The following is a 22063-nucleotide window of genomic DNA, read 5'->3' on the forward strand; positions in this document are numbered from 1 at the left end:
TCCGGCTTGGACTGGACGATCTTGCCCTTGCCCGCGTCCCAGGTGATGAAGTTGCCCATGCCGCCGTGGCTGCCCGGGGCCGGGTACATCGACAGGGTGGCGCCGACGTACGGCTGACCGGCGGTGTATTCAACACGGAATGGCTCGTAATCCATGCAGACGTGGTTCGTCGGCACGTAGAACAGGCCATTCTTCGGGTTGAACGAAGCCGGCTGCTGGTCCTTCGAACCCAGCGCGGCCGGGCAGATGCCCTTGCTGTTCACATCTTCGCCGTTCAGCCGCGTCGAATACTTGGCCACGACCTGCGGGCGGCCGGTCTTCATGTCGACGTGCGTGGCCCAGTTCACCTTCGGGTCGAATTTCTCGGCCACGAGCAGTTCGCCGGTCACGCGGTCGAGCGTGTAGCCGAAGCCGTTGCGGTCGAAGTGCACGAGCGCCTTGCGCTTCTTGCCCTTCACGTCGATATCGGCAAGGATCATTTCGTTCACGCCGTCGAAGTCCCACTCGTCGTGCGGGGTCATCTGGTAGGCCCAACGCACCCAGCCGGTATCGACATCGCGTGCCCAGATGGTCATCGACCACTTGTTGTCGCCCGGGCGCTGCGACGGGTTCCAGGTCGAGGGGTTGCCCGAGCCGTAGTACATCAGATTTTCGGCCTGATCATAGGAGTACCAGCCCCAGGTCGAACCGCCACCGATCTTCCACTGGTCGCCCTGCCAGCTCTTCAGCGACGAATCCTTGCCCACCGGCGCCATCTTGCCGTTGGTGAAGGTCATCGTCTTTTCCGGGTCCATCAGCATTTCGGCGTCGGGGCCGGTGCTGTAACCCTTCCAGACCATCTTGCCGGTGTTGATGTCGTAGGCCGCCACGAAGCCACGGACACCGAATTCACCGCCGGAAATGCCGGTGATCACCTTGTCCTTGAACACATGCGGCGCCTGGGTATTCGTTTCGCCGATCTTCGGGTTGCCGTTCTTGATCGACCACAGCACCTTGCCGGTCTTGGCATCGAGTGCGACGAGCGTCGTGTCGGCCTGCTGCAGGAACACCTTGCCTTCGGCGTAGGCGAGACCGCGATTGACCGTGTCGCAGCACATCACCGGAATCACCGACGGATCCTGTTTCGGCTCGTGTTTCCAGACGATCTTCTGGGTTTCCAGATCGATCGCGAACACCTTGTTGGGGAAGGGCGAATGCACGAACAGCATGCCGCCGATGACCAGCGGACCACCTTCGTGACCGCGCAGCACGCCGGTCGAGAAGGTCCAGGCAACCTTCAGGTCCTTCACATTCTTCTTGTTGATCTGGTTCAGCGTGCTGTAACGCTGGTTCTCGAAGTTGCCGGCCTGCATGGCCCAGTTCTTCGGGTCCTTGATCAGCTTGGCGACATCGGCGTTGGCCAGGGCGGTCCCCGGAATTGCGAGCGCGGCCACCCACAGCGGCACTTGCTTGAACTTGTTGGACATTGGCTTCTCCTTGTTGCTATCTATTAACCGGGGCGTTTTGCAGGGTGAAACGCAACCGCCGGCCCGAGAGGTCATAAGTGACTCGCCTCAATCGGGTTATGGGTTTTATAGCATGGCAAACTGCAACGGCAGGAGATTCTCCCCGGGGTAGGTGAACCATCTCCCGTCGATTGGGAAGTCTTCCCCGTCAAATAGATAGCGTTTTCCCGGGTTGGTCCGGGCGGGGGCAAAAAGTCGCGTTCAGCCGGACCCGCGAGACGGACTGTTGCATGATGCATCGCCGCCCGACAGCGCAGCGAATCGCTGCGTCACGCCGCAGGGCGTGGCGGACGGAGGTCGGGTCGGTAGGCCCAGGCGAGGCACAGCAGTCCGAGCAGCGCCGGCACCCAGCCCAGTTCCGTGGGCACCGATTGCTGACGCGCGAACGCCGGATCGACCAGCGCACCGGCCAGTTCGTCGGGCGAAGCGAGTGCCTCGTAGCGCATGCCGGTCTGGGTGGCCAGATCGCGCAGGTGTGCGCCCTTCAGGTTCGACAGGTGCTCGGTGCCGCTGGCCCGCGTGCTTTCGATTGCCTGACCGGACTCGTCGACCATGGTCTCCTGCGCCGCGCTGCCGCTGCGCCCGCGCGAGGCCGTATTGCTCTGCACCACCTCGTCGGCCTTCCAGTAGCCGAGCGGCCGGCCATCGAGGTCCAGCTTCGGAATCGGGCTCAGCGTGGCGCCACCGGTACCGACGATCAAGCCCTTCACCAACCCCGGTTCGCCGTCGAAGGACGGGCGCATCTTCGGATTCAGCGGTGGCGCTTCATGCCCATCGGTCACGAACACCAGCGACGGCGGCTGTTCCATGTCGCGCAGCGCACGAATCGACGAGAACAGGCCCTTCGACACCTCGCTGGCGCCGGCCCACGACATCTGGCCATCTATATTGGCCAGCGTCGCCAGCAGTTCGTGATAGTTGCCGCACACTTCGACCGGCGTCATCAGCGCCAGCAGGCGGTACTCCGAAAACACCCCCCAGCCGATGCGCGAACCGCAGGGCAGGGTGCGCAACGACTGGCCGAGACTGTGCTTGGCGTAGTCGAGCCGGCTGACCGGTTTGCCGTCGAGTTCGTAATCCCGCGTATTCATGCTCTGCGTGATGTCCATCACGACCATGTGGTGATAGCTGCGACCGGGCAGCGGCAGCGGCGGCAGCGCGACGGCGACCGCAAACAGCAGCGCCGCCAGACTGAGCGGCAGCGCGTGCGCGCTGCGCGCGCGGGCCAGCAGCACCGCAGGCGAAAACATCATGGCAGCCCCAGCGTGAAGGCCTTCATCGTCGTCACCGCGCGCTCGCTGTTCTGCGGCAGCGGCGGCGCTTCCGTCAGCACCTCCTCGCGCTCGGGGGCGAGACGCAGCGTGCGTTCGAGGTTGTACTTCGCGTCCCAGTGGTGCGGATTGCGCTGCAGCAGTTCGCGATAGCTGGTCTTGGCCAGTTCAGCCAGCGGCAGCGAACGGCCGATTTCCTCCGGGCCGTACTTCAGCGCCTCGCGCAGATGCAGGTTGCCGAGGTTGTACAGCACCGCCTCCAGCAGCGCACCCTCGGTCGCGCGCGACAGCGTCTTGTAGGCACGTACGGCACCTTCGTAGTCGTTGCGCGCGGCCAGTGACAGGGCGCGGGCGAATTCCGCTTCCGGCGTGGTCTGCATGGCCGCGGCATCGACGGCCGTGGTGAGCAGACGGTTGAAGTCGCGCGCCTGCGACAGCCGGTAGGCTTCGTAGGCCGAAAACAGCAGGCTCAACACGAGCAGGATGACGAGCGGCGTGCCCGCCTGGCGAAGTTTCATGATGGAAGGTCCTGTGTCCAGGCCGGTCTCGTCAGCAGGCGACTGGCCAGCGCGAGGGCGCCGGCCAGCAGTGCCAGCGCGAAGAACCAGGCCGAGAAGTCGCGGCGCGGAATGCGTTCTGCGTAGTCGAGTGGCAGGTTCTGCTGGCGGTCGACCTCGGCCACCGCCTGCTTGACCGCTTCGGGGTCTTCGGCTTCGAAAGCCTGATAGGGCACGCCGGTCGATTTCAGGAAGGCGTGCAGCGCTGCCTCCGGCATGTTGCCGTCGTCCGGGTCGCCGTTCAGTCCCTGGCTGAGGGCGGAGCGGATGAATACCCAGTACACCGCGACCCGGTTCTTGTTCAGCGCGCGGGTGATGCGTTCGCGCATGTCGGGATCGACCTGGGCAGCGCCGTCCGATACCAGCAGCAGGATGCGGCTGCCCGAGTAGGCGCGCCGCTCGAACTGTTCGGCCCCTGCCAGCAGGGCGCGACCGATGTCGGTTTCCGACAGGCCGCGGCCGATGCCGCCGGCTTCGATCGCCGCCTGCACCACGTCGCCGTGCTGTGTGAACGACACCACTGCCATCGGCGTCGAGCTGAACAGCAGCAGCGCGTAGCGGTCTTCCGGTCGCCGTTGCGCGAAATCGCTGAGCAGCCGGCGCGCCACCTTGCCCTTGGATTCGTGCGACGAGTCGATGACCGGCTGCCGGCCCTTGGGCACCAGGGGTTCATCCATGCTGCGGCTGCGGTCGAGCACGATGGCGATTTCGGCGCCGCGACCGGTGCGCTGCAGCTCGGTGGCCGGCTGGCCGATGCCGGCCACACCGATGATGGCGGCCAGCATGGCGAGCGCCGCCGCAATGCGCCCGCCGCGCAGCAGCGCATCGCCCAGGCGATCGCGTGGCAGCCAGTCGATGCAGGCGTAATCGAGCGTATGGCGACGCCGCGGCCACAGCGGCAGCAGGGCCAGCGGCAGCGCGAGCAGCCACAGCGGCGACGCGAATTCGAGTCCGCCAAAAAGGCCACCAAGCAGACCATTCACCGCATCGTTCATGCCAGCGCCTGCCGTTCGAGCCTGGCCACGCGCGCACACAGTGCAGCCGGTTCCTGGCCATCGACCGGGTGGTCGGCAAAGAAGCGCTTCTGCGAGGCCTCGAAAAAGCGTTCGAGCTCGGACTGCAGCGGCGCCAGCCATGGCGCGCGGGCCAGCAGTGACGCCAGGTTGTGACCGCGCACCACATGACCGGCCGTTTCGTCGAGCGCGCGGTGCAGGCGTTGCCAGATCGCGGTCGATCCCGGGTCGAGGTGACGCATGTCGCGCGCTGCACGGGTGAACGGCAGGCTGTTGCGCGCGCGCAGCTGGCGCAGCACGTACAGCGCGAGCCAGGCGGCCGCCAGCGCAGCGGCGGCGTACAGCGCGAAATGCAGTCGCCGCTCCAGCGACGCGGTGTCGATGCGCGGCGCCTCGGCGTCCGGCCGCATTTCTTCCAGGCCGGCACGTGCCAGCACGACAGCCGGCGTCAGCGGCGCGACGGTCACCGGCAGCACGCCTGTTTCCAGGCGCACGCCGGGCGTTTTCGTCGGCAGGTCGAGCGCCGGCAGGTCGAGCGCCCGCAATTCGTCCGGCACATTGATGATCTGGTAGTCGATGACCAGCCAGCGCCGGCCGGCCGCATCGCGTTCGATGCGCACATCGCGCCGCTGGAACCAGTTGCCGACCCGTTCCAGCTCGGGCAACGCTTCGGGATCCAGCTGGCGACCTTCGTGGTCGAGCGCGACGCGCTGGGTGATGACGTCGCCGATGACGTGGCCGAACGGCCGCAGCGGCTGCACATCGGGCGCGATCGACAGTGCCGCGGCCTGGGGAGCTGCCGGCGGAGCGTCCTGCACGGTCTCCCGAGCCGCTGCCTGAGCTGGCGCAGCAGCGTCCTGCGCATGACAGGGGCCGAACGTCAGCAGGGCCAGTGCTGCGCCAAGGCTGAGCAGGCGCAGTCTCCAGTAGGTGGGTTGCATGTCAGACAGCCTCGAAGAAATAGCGCGACAGCGCGTCCGCATCGAACGCGCCGGTCATGTAGAAGGGTCGCATGCCGCGGTCGGCGAACAGCTTCTGCAGATCGGCACGACGCTGTGCGAAAGCGTCCTTCCAGCGCCGGCGGATGACCGGGCGCAACCACAGTCCGCGACGGCGACCTGTTTCGATGTCGCGCAACGCAAGCAGGCCGTCGCCGTCCGGTGCACGCGGCTCCACTTCGTCCCAGATGACCAGCGGCACGACGTGTGCGTGCGACAGCAGGTCGAGCGCCTTGCCCAGTTCCGGCAGCGGCGCGTGGAAGTCGGATGCCACGAACACCAGTGCCTGCCGGCCGGCGATGCGCATGCAGGCTTCGGCCAGACCGGCGCTCGACGGCTGATCGGCACGGGTGCGCAGCAGCGCATCGGCAATCATCAGGCCGGCGCCGCGCGAGCGCATCGGCGCCAGCATCAGGTCGGTGCGTTCGGTGCGGTCGAACGCCAGCAGGCCGACGGCGTCGCCCATGCGAAAACTAGAATCGCCGAGCGAGCGGGCGAACTCGGCCAGCCGTTCCAGCTTGGTGGCGGTCGAGCCGAACGCCATCGACGCCGATACGTCGGCCACCAGATAGACCGGGATGCCGGCGCGCTGGCGCGTCACCCGGACCAGCCAGCGCTGTTCCGGATCGCGTACGCTGGCACGCAGGTCAAGGCGGCGCGGGTCCGGCCGGTCGAACAGCGTCTGGTGGGCGATGAATTCCTGCCCGCTGCCCGCCGTCACGCTGCGATGCGCACCTGGCCGCTGGCCGCCGACGCGTCGCGGCATGCGGTAGTGGAAGTCTTTCGGAGCGTTCATGGTGACGGTCTTGCCCGTTGCCCGATCAGGGCGTGGCAACCCGTTCCAGCATCTGCGATACCAGCGCATCGGCCAGTTCGGCGCGGCGCAGTTCATAGACCGGCGTGAAGAACACGCGGTGCACCAATGTAGACGGCAGCACGGCGCGCATGTCTTCCGGTGTCAGGTAGTCGCGGCCGTCCATCCAGGCCACCACGCGTGCGGCACGCATCAGCATGCCCATGCCGCGCGGGCTGGCGCCCGCCAGGATCAGGCGCGACATGTCGACGCCGTCGATCTGCAGGCCGTACTTCACCGGGTCGCTGGTGGCGGCCCAGATGTCCATCGCGTAGCGCTGCAGCGCGTCGGTCGCGCTGACCGAACGCTGGATCGCCGCACCGATGGTGTTCATCTGCATCCAGTCGACGACGCCGGGCGTCACCGTGTCGATCAGCGCATCGGTGTCGTGGAAGCGCGGGTCGAACACCAGCGCGCGCCGCGTGTCGTCGTCCGACGGCGTCAGCATGCGCAGTTCGAACATGAAGCGGTCGCGCGCGGCCGAGGCCAGTTCGAAGGTTTCTTCCTTCTCGACCCGGTTGCGGTCGGCGAATACGGTCATGTGCGGAAAGCTGTATTCGCGATTGAACGCCGACAGCGTGCGTTCGGCCATCGCGCGCAACAGCAGCGACTGCACCTGCGGGCGGGCGCGGTTGATTTCATTGAAGAAAAACGTCGTGAGTCGCTCGCCGTGCCGGAGCAGCGGGCCCGGCTCGATGCGCGGTTTGCCCTCGTTGTCTACATAGGTGTGATAGACGAGGTCGTTGGGCATCAGGTCGACCGTGCCTTCGACGCGCTCGAAGTCGCCGCCGATGGCGCGGGCGAAGGCGCGCAGCACCGTCGTCTTGCCGACGCCGACATCGCCTTCGAGCAGCACGTGGCCGCGGGCGAACAGCGCCACATTGATCAGACGCAGGGTGTCGTCCTGGCCGACGATGGCGCGACGCACCTCTTCTTCAACGCGCAGCGCAAGGCCGCGCCAGTCCTGCAAGGCTTCCTGGGAGAGCATCAACTTGGGTTCCGGCGACGTTTATGGACGGGTGATTTGCCCCGAACGATACAAGGTTTGCCGGTGAGACGCATGTTGCAGCGCGCCGGACAAGTGCTTCGCAAACGGCGTGGGACCTCCTGATACATGCAGATACCGACCGCTGCGCGGCCCGGATGAACCTCGGCCTCCGTCACGGGTCGATCCATGGATGGGCGAATGCAGCCGCGGGCTGCAGCGCGTCTTCAGAAGCCGGGAGCGACCGGCGGCTCCGTCCGTGGAGGACCTGCTGATGAATGCCGTACCGACCGAAACCGCCCTGCTGGGCGGCGGCTGTTTCTGGTGCCTGGAGGCGGTGTTCAACCGTGTCGAAGGCGTGATCGAAGTCGAACCGGGGTATGCCGGAGGTCCGGTGCCGAATCCGACTTACGAACAGGTGTGCGGCGGACGGACCGGTCACGCCGAAGTGCTGCGCATTGCGTTCGATACGTCGATCATCGGCTTTGCCGAGTTGCTCGAGGTGTTTTTCGCGCTGCACGATCCGACCACCGAAGACCGGCAGGGCAACGATATCGGCACCCAGTACCGATCGGTGATCTTCTGCCGCGACGGCGTGCAGGCGGCGACCGCCCGGAACGTCATCGCGCAGCTGACCGACGCGCAGCGCTTTGCTGCGCCCATTGTCACCCGGGTCGAAGGCGACGTCACGTTCTGGCCGGCCGAGCTCTGGCATGTCGGTTACTACGACCACAATCCGATGCAGCCCTACTGCATGGCCGTGGTGGCACCGAAGATCGACCGGTTGCGCCGGTTGTTCGCGACGCGCGTCAAGACACGGGTCTGCTGACCGTCGATCGCAGTCGGCGGCGCGCGATTGCGTGCCAACAGTCCCCGACAGCGGTGACCGGCGCGTCAGCCGGGTAAACTGCGACCTTTCAATTCAACCAACGGAACGAAAAATGTCTGCCATCACCACCGAAAGCGGTCTCATCATCGAAGACATCACCCCGGGCAGCGGCGCCGAAGCGGTTGCCGGCCAGCGGGTCAGCGTGCATTACACGGGCTGGCTGACGGACGGCAAGAAGTTCGACTCGAGCAAGGACCGCAAGCAGCCCTTCGGTTTCAATCTGGGCGCCGGCCAGGTCATCGGCGGCTGGGATGAAGGCGTGGCGGGCATGAAGGAAGGCGGCGTGCGCAAGCTGACCATTCCCCCGCATCTGGGCTACGGCGCGCGCGGTGCCGGCGGTGTCATTCCGCCGAATGCCACCCTAGTTTTTGAGGTCGAGCTGTTGAGCGCGGGCTGATTGCACAGGCTCCTGCAACTGCGCGGCCGGTTCACGCGCTGGCCGCTGGCCGCCTTTTTTTGCCTGTTCGCCTGCCTGTCTCCGGTCGGTGCCGCCGAGCCGGCTGTTGACGATGCCGCGGTGGTCGATGACATGCGGGAGCGGCTGCCGGACGACGACTCGCCCGCAGCGGCTTTCGGTCGCCTGCCGTTGCGTCCGAACGCACTGCCCGACGACGTGAACGACATGCTCGAACGTCACGCGCGCTCGCTGGTGCTGCGCGAGGCGCTGACCGACGAACGTGCGCAGCGCCGGCTGCTGCGCCGGGTGCGGCGCGAGGTGACCGAACTGCTGTCGACCGAAGGCTATTTCACGCCGTCGGTCGAGATCGACGGCGACCCGCCCGCACTGGTCATCGAACCGGGGCCGCGCGCGGTCATCGGCCGTGTCGACATCGAGTTCGAGGGGGCGGTGGCCGATGCCGAAGCCGAACGCGCCGAGCGACGCGACGAACTGCGCCGCAGCTGGCGCCTGGCCGAGGGGCAGCCGTTCCGCCAGTCCGACTGGTCATCGGCCAAGCAGAACCTGCTCGACGCGCTGACCTCGCGTGACTATGCCGCGGGCGCGCTCATCGAAAGCCAGGCCGAGGTGGATGCCGTCGCCGCCCGGGTCGACTTGCGGCTGCGGCTCGACAGTGGTCCGGCTTTCCGTTTCGGTGATATCGAGGCGACCGGGCTGGCGTTGCATGACCTTGATCTGGTGCGCCGCTATTCGACCGTGCGGGCCGGCGACCCGTATTCCACCGACGCCCTGCTGGCGTTCGAACGCGCTTTGCTGTCGTCGCCCTACTTCGGTTCGGCGCAGATCAGCGTCGATCGTGATCCGGCCGCGGCCGCGGCCACACCGGTGCGCATCGCCGTGGCCGAAGCCAGTTCGCGCCGTCTGTCGTTCGGTGCCGGCCTGAGCAGCAACACCGGCTATCGCGCCGAGGTGGGCTGGTCGGACAACAATCTGTTCAAACGCTCCTGGCTGTTCAATACCGCCGTGCGTCTCGAACAGTTGCGCCAGATCGCCTTCGCCGACGTGCTGCTGCCGCCGGCCGCCGATGGCTACCGTGACAGTTTCGGCGCGTTGGCCGAGAACGCCGACATCCAGGACCTGGTGACCAAGCGCGTTGGCATCGGCGCGGTACGCGCGCGCATTCGCGGCAACATCGAAATCCGCCATTCGATCAGCCTGCAGCGTGAACAGCGCGAAATCGACGGTCTGGTCACCCGTACGCAGAAGTCGCTGGCACTGAACACCTCCTGGACCTGGCGCGAGGTCGATGACCTGTTCGATCCGCGCAGTGGCTGGGTGCTCAACGCGCAGATCGGTGGCGGTGTCGAAGGACTGCTGTCCGACACCAATTTCCTGCGTACCTATATGAAAGGGCAGTGGTTCATACCGGTCGGCGAACGCGACCAGATCATCCTGCGCGGCGAAGCCGGCCTGACCAGCGGCAAGGCCGACGCGCTGCCGCAGGATTTCCTGTTCCGGGCCGGCGGCTCGAATTCGGTGCGCGGCTACGACTACCTGAAGCTCGGCGTGCGCGAAGGCAACGCCATCGTGGGTGGCCGCGTGCTCGGCGTGCTCAGTGCCGAGTACGTGCACTGGTGGTCGCATCAGTGGGGCAGCGCGGTGTTTGTCGACGCGGGCGACGCCACCGACAGCCGCAAGGATTTCGACTTCGCCTACGGCGCTGGTGCAGGTGTGCGCTGGCGTTCGCCGGCCGGCCCGATCGCGTTCGACATCGCCTACGGTGAACGCGAACAGAGCTGGCGACCTCACTTTTCGTTGGCGATTGCCTTCTGATGAACGCGCCCGATCAAGCCCCGCAACCCGTGACGCCGCGCCGCAGCCTGCGCGCGCGCAGCCGCGTGCGCGGCACCGGCATCGCACTGACCGACGTCGCGCTGATCGCGCTGCCCTTTCTGCTGCTGTACTGGCTGCTGACGACTGCGGGCGGCCTGCGCACCATCGCGGCCGGCGCGCAGTGGGCGGTGCCGGCACTGCAATCGGTCAAGGTCGAATCCGGCAGCCTGTGGACGGCGCCGCGGCTGGCTGAAGTGATCTACGACGACGGCACGCTTCGCGCCGAGATCACATCGCTGGCGCTCGACTGGGCGCCGGCTGCGGCGCTGTTCGATCGCCGGCTCGACATCGCGCGTCTGTCGGCCGGGGATGTGCGCGTTGCCACCGCATCCAGCGACGCGCCGCCGACCACGCCGTCCAGTCTCGCGTTGCCACTCGCGCTGAAGGCAAGGCTGGACATCGCGCGCATCGTGCTGGCCGACTACGCGACGCCGAGCGTCGACGGCATCGTACTGACCAACGTGACGGCGGCCATCGATTCGGATGGCGTGACGCACCGACTGGACGAGGTCGCCGTGACCACGCCGTGGGGTGCGCTGGCCGGTGCGCTCGCGCTGGTCGGCGACGCGCCGTTCGCGCTGTCCGGCGAACTTGCCTTCACCGGGCCGGACTACGCGGCGACTGCCGCGCTGGGCGGCACGCTGGTCGACGGCGCCACCGCCGCGCTGCGCGCCGAAGGTTTCGGGCTGTCCGGTCAGGCCGATGTGATTGCCCGGCCCTTCGTCGAACAGCCGCTGACCGCACTCAAGCTGGCGCTCGACGAATTCGATCCGCAGCGCCTGAACGCCGCCGCTCCGGCCGGTCGCTGGACGGTCGAGGCGGATCTGCAGTCGCGCGACGGCGCGGCGCTTTCCCTGACCGGACCGCTGACCGCGCGCAATCGTGAACCCGGTCGCATCGACCAGAACCGGGTGCCGGTGAGCGCGTTGTCGGCACAGGTCGAAGCGAGCCCGACACAGGTCGATCTGCGCGACCTGCTGATTGAAATGTCCGGCGGCGGCGACATCCGCGGCGAAGCCGGCTGGCGCGCCGAAGGCGATCTGCCGGTGCACGCGGCGCTGGTGCTGCGCGATGTGGATGCCGCCGCGCTGCATGGGCAGGGGCTGGCGACGAAGCTGGGCGGTCGCATCGACATCAGCGCGTCGGGCGAGCGCCAGCAATTCGACATTGCGCTGACTGATCGCGGCGCCAGCCGCATCGCGCTCGATGCGCGCGGCGATGTGGCGCAGCAGCTGCTCACGCTGGAGCGGGCCCGGGTGTCGGCGCGCGGTGCCGAATCCACGCTGGCCGGCACCTTGAAGCTGGACGACACGCTCGCCTTCCGGCTGGCCGGCGAATTGCAGAAATTCGACCCGTCGGCATTCGCGCGCGTGCCGGCGGCCCGTCTGTCGGCGAAATTCTCCGCCGACGGACAGATCAAGCCACAGATCGATGCGCAGCTGGCGCTCGACTTCGCGCCCAGCACGCTGATGGGCGAGGCGCTGGCGGGTGCGGTCAAGGGCCGGCTGCAGGGCCGGCGGCTGTCCGGGATCGACATCGCACTCGACTGGGCGGGCAACCGGCTGGCGGCGCAGGGCGCCTTCGGCGGCCGGGCCGGCAAGGCAGACGATGTGCTCGACTGGTCGCTGGACGCCCAGCGTCTGGCGCCGCTGCGTGCGCTCACCGGGCTGGAACTGGCTGGTCGCCTCTCCGGCAGCGGGCGCCTCGCCGGTACGCTGGACGCGCCTTTCGGCACGCTGACACTGGCTGCGCGCGCACTCAAGCTGGGTGAGCTGGGCAGCGTGGCCAGCGCCGACGTCAGTGCCGAACTTGCGCCCGGTGCCGACGGGCGCATGACCTTGAAGCTGGTGGCGAGCGATCTGCGCAGCCCGTCCGCACCGGCGCCCATCGAGGCGGTACGGCTGGACATCGATGGCACGCGCGCGGCACACCGCCTGTCGGTCAGCGTGAAACTCGCCGATCAGCCGGCGGAACGTGGCGATGCGCCGCTGCGCCAGTCGCTCGACCTTGCGGCGCAGGGCGCACTGGTGTCATCCGGTGACGGCCCGTCCTGGACCGGGCGCATCGATCAGCTGGCGCTGGTGCTGTCGCCCGAACTGAGTGCCACGCTGGTTCGCCCGGCGTCGCTGTCGGCGTCGGCGCAGCGCGTGGCCCTCGATGACGCGACGCTGGCGCTGACCGGCGGCGGCGAAGTGGTGCTCGCGCGCACGCTGTGGACGCCGGAGCACCTCGATGCCAGCGGCCGCATGCGCGGCTTTCCGCTGCGCCTTGTCTGGCGCGACCGCGACGCCGGCATCGCAGTCCGTGCGCCACTGAAGCTGGGTGCCGACTGGGCGGTCGGTGCCGCGCTGACCGGCGGCGAAGGGTTGAGCGGCCGGGTCGCCGTGTTCCGCGAAAGCGGCAACGCGGTCATTTCGGGTGAAGGCCGGGTTGAACTTGCCTTCGATGAGGCGCGCGCGCAGATCGATTTTGCCGGCCAGTCGGCCGCCGTCACGGCACGCATCGCCGGCCCCGACGTCGGCCAGCTGCAGGCTGCGGTGCGCGTGCCGCTGCGCCGCGACGGCAGCCTGTGGCTGCCTGACCTCGATGAGCAGACCACCGGCGAGGCCACGCTTGAGGTGCCGACACTGAACTGGATCGGTCGCGCGCTGCGGCTCGACATGACAACCGCCGGCAGCCTGAAGGCCAATGTGAAGATGGCGGGCCGGCTGCGGGCGCCGGAGCTGTCGGGGCGCATCGACGGCGACGGCCTGACCTTCCGGTTGGCCGACGAAGGCCTGCGGCTGGAGCGTGGCAGCCTGCGCGCGCAATTCGCCGGTGACCGGCTGAATCTCGACAGCCTGAGCTTCGAAAGCGCCAATGCGCGCGCGCCGGCCGATCCACGCCTGAATGCCGCGGCGTTGACGAAGGTGCCGGGCCGCCTCGCTGCGCGCGGCACGGTCGATCTGGCCACGGCGGCAGCCGACATCGCGATCGAGGTGCGCCGCTTCGTGCCGCTGCAAGGCGGCGAGCAGTGGCTCATGCTGTCCGGTGATGGCAGCGTGCGCGGGTCGGCCAAGGTCGGCATTGCGCTGCAACTGTCGCTGACGGCCGATGCCGGGCTGTTCACCGTGCCGGAGGAGTCGCCGCCGACGCTCGGCGACGACGTCGTGATGAAAGGTCGCAACGGCGGCGCCGCAAGCGGCCCGCCGCTGGCGCTTCAGATCGACGTCGATCTGGGCGAGCGGCTCTATTTCAAGGGGCGCGGGCTCGATACGCGGCTGGCCGGCCAGCTGGCGCTGCGCGATCAGGGGCGCGGCATCAGCGCCACCGGCAACATCCGCACGGTGGGTGGGCGCTATCGCGCCTATGGTCAGAACCTCGACATCGAACGCGGCGTCGTCAGCTTTCAGGGCTCGCTGGCGAATCCGGGGCTGAACGTGCGCGCCATCCGCCCGAACCTGCCGGTGCAGGCCGGCGTGGAAGTGAGCGGCACGGTGCAGCGGCCGCGCGTGCGGCTGGTATCCGACAGTGCGATGCCGGACTCCGAAAAACTGTCGTGGATCGTGCTCGGCCGCGGCCAGGAAACCGCCCGCGGCTCCGATTTGTCGATGCTGGCGACCGCCGCCGGCGCGCTGCTGGGCGGCGAGGGCGAAGGCATCACCGGATCGCTGGCCCAGGCGCTCGGTCTGGACCAGATCGCCCTGACCCAGAGTTCGATCGCCAGCGGTCCGCGCAGTCAGGTGGTCAGCAGTTCGCAGCGCAGCAGCACGACGGTCGGCGGCCAGGTGGTCAGCGTCGGCAAGCGGCTGACCAACAATGCGCTGCTGTCGTACGAACAGGGTGTGGCCGGCGCGACCAGCGTGGTCAAGCTGACCTGGACACTGACGCGCCATCTCGCGCTGATCGGCAGCACCGGCACCGAGCAGGCGGTCGATGTGCGCTACGTTTTTTCCTTCAAGTGACCGTTTTCCGCACTGCGGCCGAGACGGTACATCGAAGCCGATAACCATCAATTGTTTGATGCGTGACTAAAGTCTGGTGATCGACGCACGTAAACCAAAGTGTTATGTTTTTTGGTTTAAATCAGTGCTGAGTGCTGGCTCCGGATTGACCGCTAGATGAATTTCTCTTCTCCTGCCCGCGGGTTGCGCTCGTCCACCCTTACGGTGCTGCTGCTGACCGGCATCACTGGCGCGACGCTATCGTGGATGGCGTGGCACACCCTGCATGCGCAGGAACAGGCGCAGGCGCAAACCCGTTTTGATCGCAGCGCGGCTGAGGCGGAACGGGCGCTGACCGAAGCCATGGCCGACTACGAACAATTGTTGTGGGCAGGGGCTGCGCTGTTTTCCGCCTCGTCGGATGTCACGCGCGAAGATTGGCGGGCATTTGCCGACAGCGTGCAACTCGATACCCGCTTTCCCGGGCTCAAGGGTTTCGGTTTTGCACAGATGCTGACCCCTGCGGAGCGCGTCGCGCACGAAGCGGCGCTGCGTGAAACGGGGCGACCCGGCTATGCCATCCGGCCGCCCGGCGATCGCGACATGCTGACCTCCATCGTGTACCTCGAACCGGAGGTGGGCACCAATCTCGATGCGATCGGTTACGACATGTATTCGGAGCCGGTGCGTCGTGCGGCGATGGATCGTGCGGCTGACAGCGGCAAGGCCGCACTGTCGGGGGCGGTCACGCTGGTGCAGGACAGCGCAGCACCCCGGCCAGGGGCGCTGATGTATGTGCCTGTTTATCGAACGTCGCGCGGCTTGCATACGGTCGAGGCACATCGGGCGGCGCTGCGCGGTTTCGTCTATTCGCCATTCCGCATGAATGATCTGGTTCAGGCGGCGCTCGGTGACCGCGCCGCCGACATGGTGGTCGAGCTGTTCGATGGCAGGGCCACTGATGAATCGGCACTGCTGTTCGAGCGTCGTCGGGCCGTGCTCAAGAATCTTGCGGCCTACACGCCGAGCTTCGTCGAGACGCGCCCGATCGAAGTTGGCATGCACCGCTGGACCTTGCGCTTTTCGACCCTGCCGGCGTTTGACGTGGCCGCGCCGGCGAGCAAGGCCAATCTGGCCGCGGCCGCCGGTCTGGGACTGACCGTGCTGTTGTGCAGCACGCTGGCGGCGCTACTCGGTCTGCGCAGCCGGGCCGAAAATCTGGCACATCGCATGTCGGTCGCCCATCGCGAAAGCGAAGCGCGCATGCGCTCGGTCATCGAGGCGAGCGCGGAAGGTATCCTGATCTGCGACGCCACATCGGCGTCGCGTGTGCTCAGTGCGAACCCGGCCATCGGCGACATGCTCGGCATCGAAGCCGGTTTGCTGCAAGGCATGCCACTGACACAGCTCTTTTCGAGTCACGGCGACGTGACGCTGGAACGGCAGCTGCGCGACATCCGTCATGGCGACCGGCGGCTTCTTCGCTGCAACGTAAGCGCCGTGCATGCAACCGTTGGCGCTCGCACGATAGAGCTGGCGATCACGTCAACAGAAGAGCAATCCGAAGGCCTGCGCCTCATCATCATGGCGACCGACCTGACGGAACTGCTCGACGCGCAGCGTGCGGCGCGCGAATCCGACCTGCTCAATCAGGCTATTCTGGAGCACGCACCTTTTTGCGTGATCGCCACCGACACGACGGGCGTCATCCAGTCGATCAATCCGGCTGGCGAGCGGCTGCTGGGTTATGCGCGTCACGAACTGGTGGGCGTTGCCACGCCGGAATTGCTGCATCTGGACACCGAAATACATCAGCGCAGCGCGCAGCTGACGGCCGAAAAGGGAGTGCCGGTGCGCGGTTTCGAGGTGTTCGTGCTGCCGGTGCGCGAAGGCGATGTGGATGAGCGGGAATGGACCTATGTGCGCAAGGACGGTACACAAGTCCCCGTCAATCTGGCAATCAATGCATTGCGCGATGCGCTCGGTGACATTCATGGCTACATCGGTTTCGCCTACGACATCACCGAGCGCCGGCGCACCGAATCGTATGTCCGCCGACTGGCGCACCACGACACCCTGACCGGACTGCCGAACCGACTGCTGCTGACCGAACGCTTCGAGCGCTCGGTCGAACGGTCAAAGCGCAGCGGATTGCGAACCGCATTGCTCATGATCGACCTCGATCGTTTCAAGGACATCAACGACAATCTCGGCCATCACGCTGGCGATGCAGTGTTGCGCATGGTCGCCGGGCGTTTGCTGGCGACCGTGCGCGGCACCGATACGGCGGCGCGATTGGGCGGTGACGAGTTCGTCGTGCTGCTCGAAGAGGTCGACGACGCAGAAGCCGCCTGCGAATCCGCCCGCAAGATCGTGCACGCACTGTCGGTGCCGATGGACGTGACGGAACTGACGCTGACCATCACGCCGAGCATCGGGATTGCACTTTTTCCCGATCACGGCGTTGAACTTGAAGACGTGCTGCAGCGCGCAGACACCGCGATGTACCGCACCAAGCAGTCGGGCCGCAACGGCTTCACGCTGTACCAGCACGGCCACGCCTGAGCGGGTGGCGTGCGGCGTCAGGTGCGACGTTCGCCCAGGCTGCGGTCCAGCTTGTCTTCGACCTCACCGATGGCCGCCGCAAGCGAATTCACCGATTCGGCCGTCGTCTGCTGCATGGCCGCGCGCAGTTCGGCGAATTCCTTCTGCATCGCGGCGTTCAGTTCGGTGAAGCGCGACGCCTCGGCCTGATCCGCCAGCAAGCGCTGCTCGCGCAGTTCCTTGGCATGACGGCGTGCTTCGAGCAGGGTGGACGTGTGCAGCGTCAGCGTATAGGCGCCGAGCAGCACCAGCAGCAAGGTCGTGGCACCGAGCAGGATGATGCCGGCCGGTGCGTTGATCGTCGCCACCAGCAGCGACACCTCGACCGGCATGACCAGCACGCTCCAGTTGGCGATCACGAAGGCGGCGAGCAGGCCCATCACCAGTATTCCAAGTGCGCCGAGCAGTTTCATCCGTGTTCTCCCTTTTTCGTCATCGCACCATTGTCGTGCATGACCGGCCATCCCGCCATCGGCATCCGCCTACGCCGCGGCCGCCGAATGCATGCGCGCCTCGCGGATCGGCAGGTTGACCAGCGCTGCGATCGCCGCCAGCAGCGCATCGGCATACCACATCCACAGGTAGTTGCCGGTGTGCGCGAGCGCCAGCCCGCCCAGCCAGGCGCCGAAGAAGCCGCCGATCTGGTGCGACAGCAGCGTGAGGCCGAACAACGTCGCAAGATAGCGCGTGCCGAACAGCTTGCCGACCACGCCGGCGGTCGGCGGTACGGTGGCCAGCCAGGTCACGCCGAGACCGATGGCGAACAGGTAGAAGGTCCATTCGGTCTGCGGCGACGCCAGGTAGATCAACACCAGTACCGCACGCGACGCGTACATCCAGAACAGGATCATCTTGCTGCGCCAGCGGCCGACCGCCCAGCCGGCCAGCAGGCTGCCGGCGATGTTGGCCAGCCCGATCAGCGCCAGTGCAGTGCTCGCCACTTCGGCCGGCAGGCCGCACAACCCGACCTCGCCCGGCAGGTGGGTGATCAGGAAGGCAATGTGAAAACCGCAGGTGAAGAAGCCAGCGTGCAGCAGCAGGTAGCTGCGGTCACGCAGCGCATCGCGCACCGCATGGCGCAGGCCGCCGCTGCCATCGGACGCGGCGTGACTGACCACCGGCTCGCGTGCGCGCAGGGCGCGCGCCAGCGGCAGCGCGGCCAGTGCTGCGATGGCCAGCGCATACATCGCCCCCATCCAGCCCACGGTGGTGATCAGCTTCTGCGCCAGTGGCGCAAACACGAACTGGCCGAGCGAGCCGCCGGCGTTGATGATGCCGGCGGCCTGGCCGCGTTTCGCCGAATCGAGCTTGCGCGAGGCGGCGCCGATCAGCACCGAAAAACTGCCGGCGCCGGAGCCGGCCGCCGACAGCACGCCGAGCGCCATCATCATGCCGAAGCTGCTGTCCATGAAGGGCGTGAGCGCGCAGCCCAGCGCCAGCACGATCAGCCCGGTGGCCAATACACGGCCCGGCCCGTAGCGATCGGCCACCGCGCCGGCCACCGGCTGTATCGCGCCCCAGACGAACTGGCCGATCGCCAGCGCCAGGCTCAGGCTGACGATGCCCAGACCGGTGGACGTGTTGATCGGCGAAATGAACAGGCCGGACGATTGGCGCACGCCCATCGTGACCATCAACAGCAGGGCGGCACACAGCACGGCAGACAGGGCGGAGGGCATGGGAAAAGGCAGATGCAAGGTTCAAGATGCAAGGTACAAGGAAATGCGCCGCCGCGCGAAGTTCACTGTGCCGCTCAATTGCATCGCTGTCTTCTTGCCCCTTGAACCTTGCACCTTGTACCTTGCCCCTTGCCCCTTGCCCCTTGCCCCTTGCCCCTTGCATCTTGAGACTTGCATCTTGAATCTGCTTTCAACCACGGCGCTTTTCGTCGCCACCGCACTGGCGGAGATCGTCGGCTGCTATCTGCCCTGGCTGTGGCTGAAGGACCGCGCGCCGGTCTGGGTGCTGCTGCCGGCGGCGCTGTCGCTGGCGTTGTTTGTCTGGCTGCTGACGCTGCATCCGACTGCCACCGGGCGCGTCTATGCAGCATACGGGGGTGTGTATGTCTGCGTGGCCATCGCGTGGTTGTGGCTGGTCGACGGCGAGCGGCCGCATCTGTGGGACGTCGTGGGCGCGACGGTCGCGCTGGCCGGCATGGCCATCATCCTGTTCGCGCCGCGCGCCTGACCCTTGCTCCTTGAATCTTTAATCTTGAATCTTGCATCTTGAACCTTGAAGGCGCCCATCGGGCGCCGCTCTGAAACGGAGTGTCCATGGACCTGCAACTGAAGAACCGTCTCGCACTGGTGTCCGGCAGCACCGCCGGCATCGGCTACGCCATTGCCGAAGCGCTGCTGCGCGAAGGGGCGCGCGTCATCGTCAATGGCCGCACACCGGCGGCGGTCGACGCCGCCGTCGCGAAGCTGGGTGTCGGCGCGATCGGCTTTGCCGGCGATCTTGCCAGCGCAGCCGGCGCCGATGCACTGGCGAAGGCGCACGCCGACATCGACATCCTGGTGAACAACCTCGGCATCTTCGAGCCGAAAGCTTTCGAGGACATTCCCGACGCGGACTGGACGCGCTTCTTCGATGTGAACGTGCTGAGCGGCGTGCGGCTGTCGCGCCAGGTACTGCCCGGCATGAAGCGACGTAACTGGGGCCGCATCCTGTTCATATCGAGTGAGAGCGGCATCCAGATTCCGGCTGAAATGATCCACTACGGCATGACCAAATCGGCGCAGATCGCGATTGCGCGCGGTCTGGCCGAGTCGGTCGCCGGCACCGGCATTACCGTCAACAGCGTGCTGCCGGGTCCGACCCGCTCGCGCGGCGTCGAGGACTTCGTGCAGACGCTGGCCAATGAAAGCGGCCAGAGCTTCGAGGCCTTCGAAAAGGAGTTCTTCGAGAAGGTGCGCCCGACCTCGCTGATCAAGCGCTTCGCCGCGCCGGAAGAAGTCGCCGCGATGGTCGTCTATCTGGCCAGTCCGCTGGCATCGGCGACCACCGGGGCGGCCGTGCGGGTCGATGGCGGTACGGTGAAGGGCGCATTCTGAACTGCGTCACGGCACGCCACGAATAGCAGGGGAAACACGGTCTTCAAGGCTGTGCGGACTGAGGCGTCCTTGATAGTGTTCCGGTGCAACGCTTGCGCCGGCACGGTCGCCAAGGCCCGAACCGGCAGATGGATGTCCTTCATTTTCCGGGAGAAACCGATGAAACGCAGACTTGCCGCCTCATGGATCACCGCTTCGACTTTGTGCTTCGCCGCCGCGCCGGCGCTGGCCGCTGATTTCTACCTGGAGATACCGGACATCGATGGCGGTTCGGTCGTCGCAAACTTCGAAGACCAGATCGAAGTGATGTCTTTCAGCTGGAATGTGTTCAACACCGTGCAGCCCGGTTCCGGCAGCGGTGGCACGACGTCGCGGCCGGTGTTCGGTGATCTGGAATGGACGCAGGCGGTGAATCAGAGCATCCCCGATCTGTTTGCCGGGGTGGCTGGCGGCAGAGCCTTCGACGAGGTGGTGCTCAGCTTCGTCGAGCAGGGCGAGGAGCGACCGTATCGCTTCTTCACGATGACCTTCGAGGACGTCAGGCTGACCTCGCTGAGCCTGTCGGGGGCGTCGGGCGGCGATCCGCTCGCATCGCTCAGTCTGAGTTACACGGGCATCGAGCTCGCCTACATTCCTCAGGACAAGGACGGAAAGCTCCTCTCCCCTATCAAGGCGAACTGGGACCTGAACGGGGTGAAGGGCGACGCACGCGTACTGATGCAGCTTGCGTCACCCGAGACGCCCATCCTGCTCGACGTGTCGCAACCGATACCCGAACCGGAGCAGGCGGCCCTGCTGCTCACCGGTCTGGGCCTGATCGGCTGGCTGGCGCGCCGGCGCAGGCTGCAGCTCGGCTGAGTCTGCGGCTACAGGATGCCCTTGCCCTGAGTCCCCTGCGGCAGAAGCCCGGCCTCCGCGTCCGCGGCGGCCGGGCCAAGCAGGTTCCGTGGTCGGCGCAGCATGTCGAGCCAGGCGGCCAGGGCGGCCATCAGTGCGACGCCGCTCATGCCGGCCAGCACCTGCATGCCGGGTGAATCGCCGGACAGTGCGCCGGCCGCATCGGCCAGCGGAGCCAGCAGCACGCTCAGGCAGAACACCTCCAGCGAGTATCGGCCCATCAGGCACAGGATGGTCGCGACACCACGTTGCAGCCATGCACCCGGCCGGACGTAGCGCGCGGCGACCCAGGCAAGCGCGAGGAAGTGCAGCACGCGCAGCAGGTCGAGGTCGGTCTTGCTGATCGGGTAGATCCACTGCGCCACGGTCAATGGCATCACCGCGTCATGCAGCTCCGGTGCCCGCCAGGACAGCGACAGCACGAAGGAACCCAGCAGAAAGGCGCACGAGAGCGGCAGCAGCAGCCGGTCTACGGCGCGGCGGTCGATCGCGCGCTGGCGGATCAGCGGCCGCGGCCGCGCGCAGCAGGCACCGAGAAAGAACAGGAACTGCCAGGCCAGCGGGTTGAAGAACCACACGCCTTCCGGCGCCGCCGGCAGGTTGAGCCCGACGTGTTTTTCGAGCAGCCAGAGCAGCGCCGACGGCACCAACACCCACCACGGATGGCGCACCAGCAGCGGCAGCACACCGGCCAGCACCGCCATCAGGATCACGTACAGCGGGAGCGGGTCCATCAGCACGGGCTTGAACTGCAGCAACACGCCGCCGACCAGTGCCGCCTCGGGCTCGTTCAGGAAGTAGCCCAACCCCATTTCGCTGATGAAGTCACGCGTTTCGACCCGCGCATTGGCAACGAACACGACCGCCAGCAACTGCGCCAGCAGGAAGACGTGCGCCACGTAAAGTACCCACGCACGGCGCAGCGCCTTCAGCGCAGCCGGAAAATATCCATCGCGCACGTACACCCGGCCGTAGGCGAGCATCGCGCCGTAGCCGGCAAGGAAGACGAACAGCTCGGCCGCATCGCTCAGACCGAAGTTGCGCAGCGTCAGGTAACCCAGCGGGTTGCCGGGTATGTGGTCCCAGAACATGCAGACCAGCGCGATGCCGCGGAAGAAATCGATGCGCAGGTCGCGCGTGTAAGGAAAGTGGCCGGACATTGCGTGCAACTCCAGTCGTAAACAGTCGGGTGCACGGCTTGACGGTCGCGCGGACAGGACGCCGA

General features: G+C 66.8%; 18 protein-coding genes. 8 read left to right on the plus strand and 10 right to left on the minus strand.

From position 1 onward, the window contains the following. The 7 genes from ACTIFF_RS12505 to ACTIFF_RS12535 all read right to left on the minus strand — a co-directional run. The coding region (locus ACTIFF_RS12505; RefSeq protein WP_439537120.1) for a PQQ-dependent dehydrogenase, methanol/ethanol family at positions 1-1466 on the minus strand (1466 nt) is incomplete at its 3' end. Positions 1467-1774: 308 nt separating this feature from the next. After that, positions 1775-2758: a VWA domain-containing protein gene (locus tag ACTIFF_RS12510; protein WP_439537121.1), complete on the minus strand. Its 984-nt coding sequence runs from the start codon at positions 2756-2758 to the stop codon at positions 1775-1777. Continuing rightward, positions 2755-3294: an MxaK protein gene (locus tag ACTIFF_RS12515; protein WP_439537122.1), complete on the minus strand. Its 540-nt coding sequence runs from the start codon at positions 3292-3294 to the stop codon at positions 2755-2757. The genes ACTIFF_RS12510 and ACTIFF_RS12515 overlap by 4 nt, the downstream gene beginning before the upstream one ends. Then, positions 3291-4328, minus strand: a complete 1038-nt coding sequence (locus ACTIFF_RS12520; RefSeq protein ID WP_439537123.1) for a vWA domain-containing protein — start codon at positions 4326-4328, stop codon at positions 3291-3293. The genes ACTIFF_RS12515 and ACTIFF_RS12520 overlap by 4 nt, the downstream gene beginning before the upstream one ends. After that, positions 4325-5287 (minus strand): nonribosomal peptide synthetase MxaA, encoded by a 963-nt coding sequence (locus ACTIFF_RS12525; protein WP_439537124.1) that lies wholly within the window; start codon positions 5285-5287, stop codon positions 4325-4327. The genes ACTIFF_RS12520 and ACTIFF_RS12525 overlap by 4 nt, the downstream gene beginning before the upstream one ends. A gap of 1 nt (position 5288) precedes the next feature. Continuing rightward, a complete protein-coding gene (locus ACTIFF_RS12530) occupies positions 5289-6140 on the minus strand; it encodes a DUF58 domain-containing protein (RefSeq protein WP_439537125.1) in 852 nt (283 codons plus the stop codon). 25 nt (positions 6141-6165) lie between these two features. Beyond that, positions 6166-7185, minus strand: a complete 1020-nt coding sequence (locus ACTIFF_RS12535) for an AAA family ATPase (RefSeq protein ID WP_305632133.1) — start codon at positions 7183-7185, stop codon at positions 6166-6168. Positions 7186-7456: 271 nt separating this feature from the next. On the opposite strand from ACTIFF_RS12535, the gene msrA reads away from it, so the two are divergent. The 5 genes from msrA to ACTIFF_RS12560 all read left to right on the plus strand — a co-directional run bounded on the left by msrA (position 7457) and on the right by ACTIFF_RS12560 (position 16849). Further along, complete coding sequence (gene msrA, locus ACTIFF_RS12540) at positions 7457-8011, plus strand: peptide-methionine (S)-S-oxide reductase MsrA (RefSeq protein ID WP_439537126.1); 555 nt, start codon at positions 7457-7459, stop codon at positions 8009-8011. 112 nt (positions 8012-8123) lie between these two features. Continuing rightward, entirely contained in the window at positions 8124-8468 is a 345-nt protein-coding gene (locus tag ACTIFF_RS12545; protein ID WP_257082421.1) for an FKBP-type peptidyl-prolyl cis-trans isomerase, read from the plus strand. Beyond that, positions 8469-10301, plus strand: coding sequence for an autotransporter assembly complex protein TamA (locus tag ACTIFF_RS12550; protein ID WP_439537127.1), 1833 nt, complete (start codon positions 8469-8471; stop codon positions 10299-10301). Continuing rightward, positions 10301-14305: a translocation/assembly module TamB domain-containing protein gene (locus ACTIFF_RS12555; protein WP_439537128.1), complete on the plus strand. Its 4005-nt coding sequence runs from the start codon at positions 10301-10303 to the stop codon at positions 14303-14305. Before ACTIFF_RS12550 ends, ACTIFF_RS12555 begins: the two co-directional genes overlap by 1 nt. A 156-nt stretch (positions 14306-14461) precedes the next feature. Next, positions 14462-16849: a CHASE domain-containing protein gene (locus ACTIFF_RS12560; RefSeq protein WP_439537129.1), complete on the plus strand. Its 2388-nt coding sequence runs from the start codon at positions 14462-14464 to the stop codon at positions 16847-16849. A 17-nt stretch (positions 16850-16866) separates the two neighbouring features. Here the strand turns inward: ACTIFF_RS12560 and ACTIFF_RS12565 are convergent, their stop codons facing one another. Then, positions 16867-17301: a hypothetical protein gene (locus tag ACTIFF_RS12565; RefSeq protein WP_439537130.1), complete on the minus strand. Its 435-nt coding sequence runs from the start codon at positions 17299-17301 to the stop codon at positions 16867-16869. A 69-nt stretch (positions 17302-17370) separates the two neighbouring features. Then, positions 17371-18567: an MFS transporter gene (locus ACTIFF_RS12570; RefSeq protein WP_439537131.1), complete on the minus strand. Its 1197-nt coding sequence runs from the start codon at positions 18565-18567 to the stop codon at positions 17371-17373. Positions 18568-18745: 178 nt separating this feature from the next. Here ACTIFF_RS12570 and ACTIFF_RS12575 point away from each other — a divergent pair, with 178 nt between their 5' ends. From ACTIFF_RS12575 to ACTIFF_RS12585, 3 genes are all read left to right on the plus strand, one after another. Beyond that, complete coding sequence (locus tag ACTIFF_RS12575; RefSeq protein ID WP_439537132.1) at positions 18746-19075, plus strand: YnfA family protein; 330 nt, start codon at positions 18746-18748, stop codon at positions 19073-19075. Positions 19076-19161: 86 nt separating this feature from the next. Continuing rightward, complete coding sequence (locus ACTIFF_RS12580) at positions 19162-19941, plus strand: SDR family NAD(P)-dependent oxidoreductase (RefSeq protein WP_439537133.1); 780 nt, start codon at positions 19162-19164, stop codon at positions 19939-19941. Positions 19942-20100: 159 nt separating this feature from the next. Beyond that, complete coding sequence (locus tag ACTIFF_RS12585; RefSeq protein ID WP_439537134.1) at positions 20101-20799, plus strand: Hcp family type VI secretion system effector; 699 nt, start codon at positions 20101-20103, stop codon at positions 20797-20799. 8 nt (positions 20800-20807) lie between these two features. Here the strand turns inward: ACTIFF_RS12585 and ACTIFF_RS12590 are convergent, their stop codons facing one another. Next, positions 20808-21998 (minus strand): OpgC family protein, encoded by a 1191-nt coding sequence (locus tag ACTIFF_RS12590; RefSeq protein ID WP_439537135.1) that lies wholly within the window; start codon positions 21996-21998, stop codon positions 20808-20810. Positions 21999-22063 lie beyond the last annotated feature (65 nt).

Source organism: Methyloversatilis sp. (assembly GCF_051861465.1).
Classification (GTDB): Bacteria; Pseudomonadota; Gammaproteobacteria; order Burkholderiales; family Rhodocyclaceae; genus Methyloversatilis.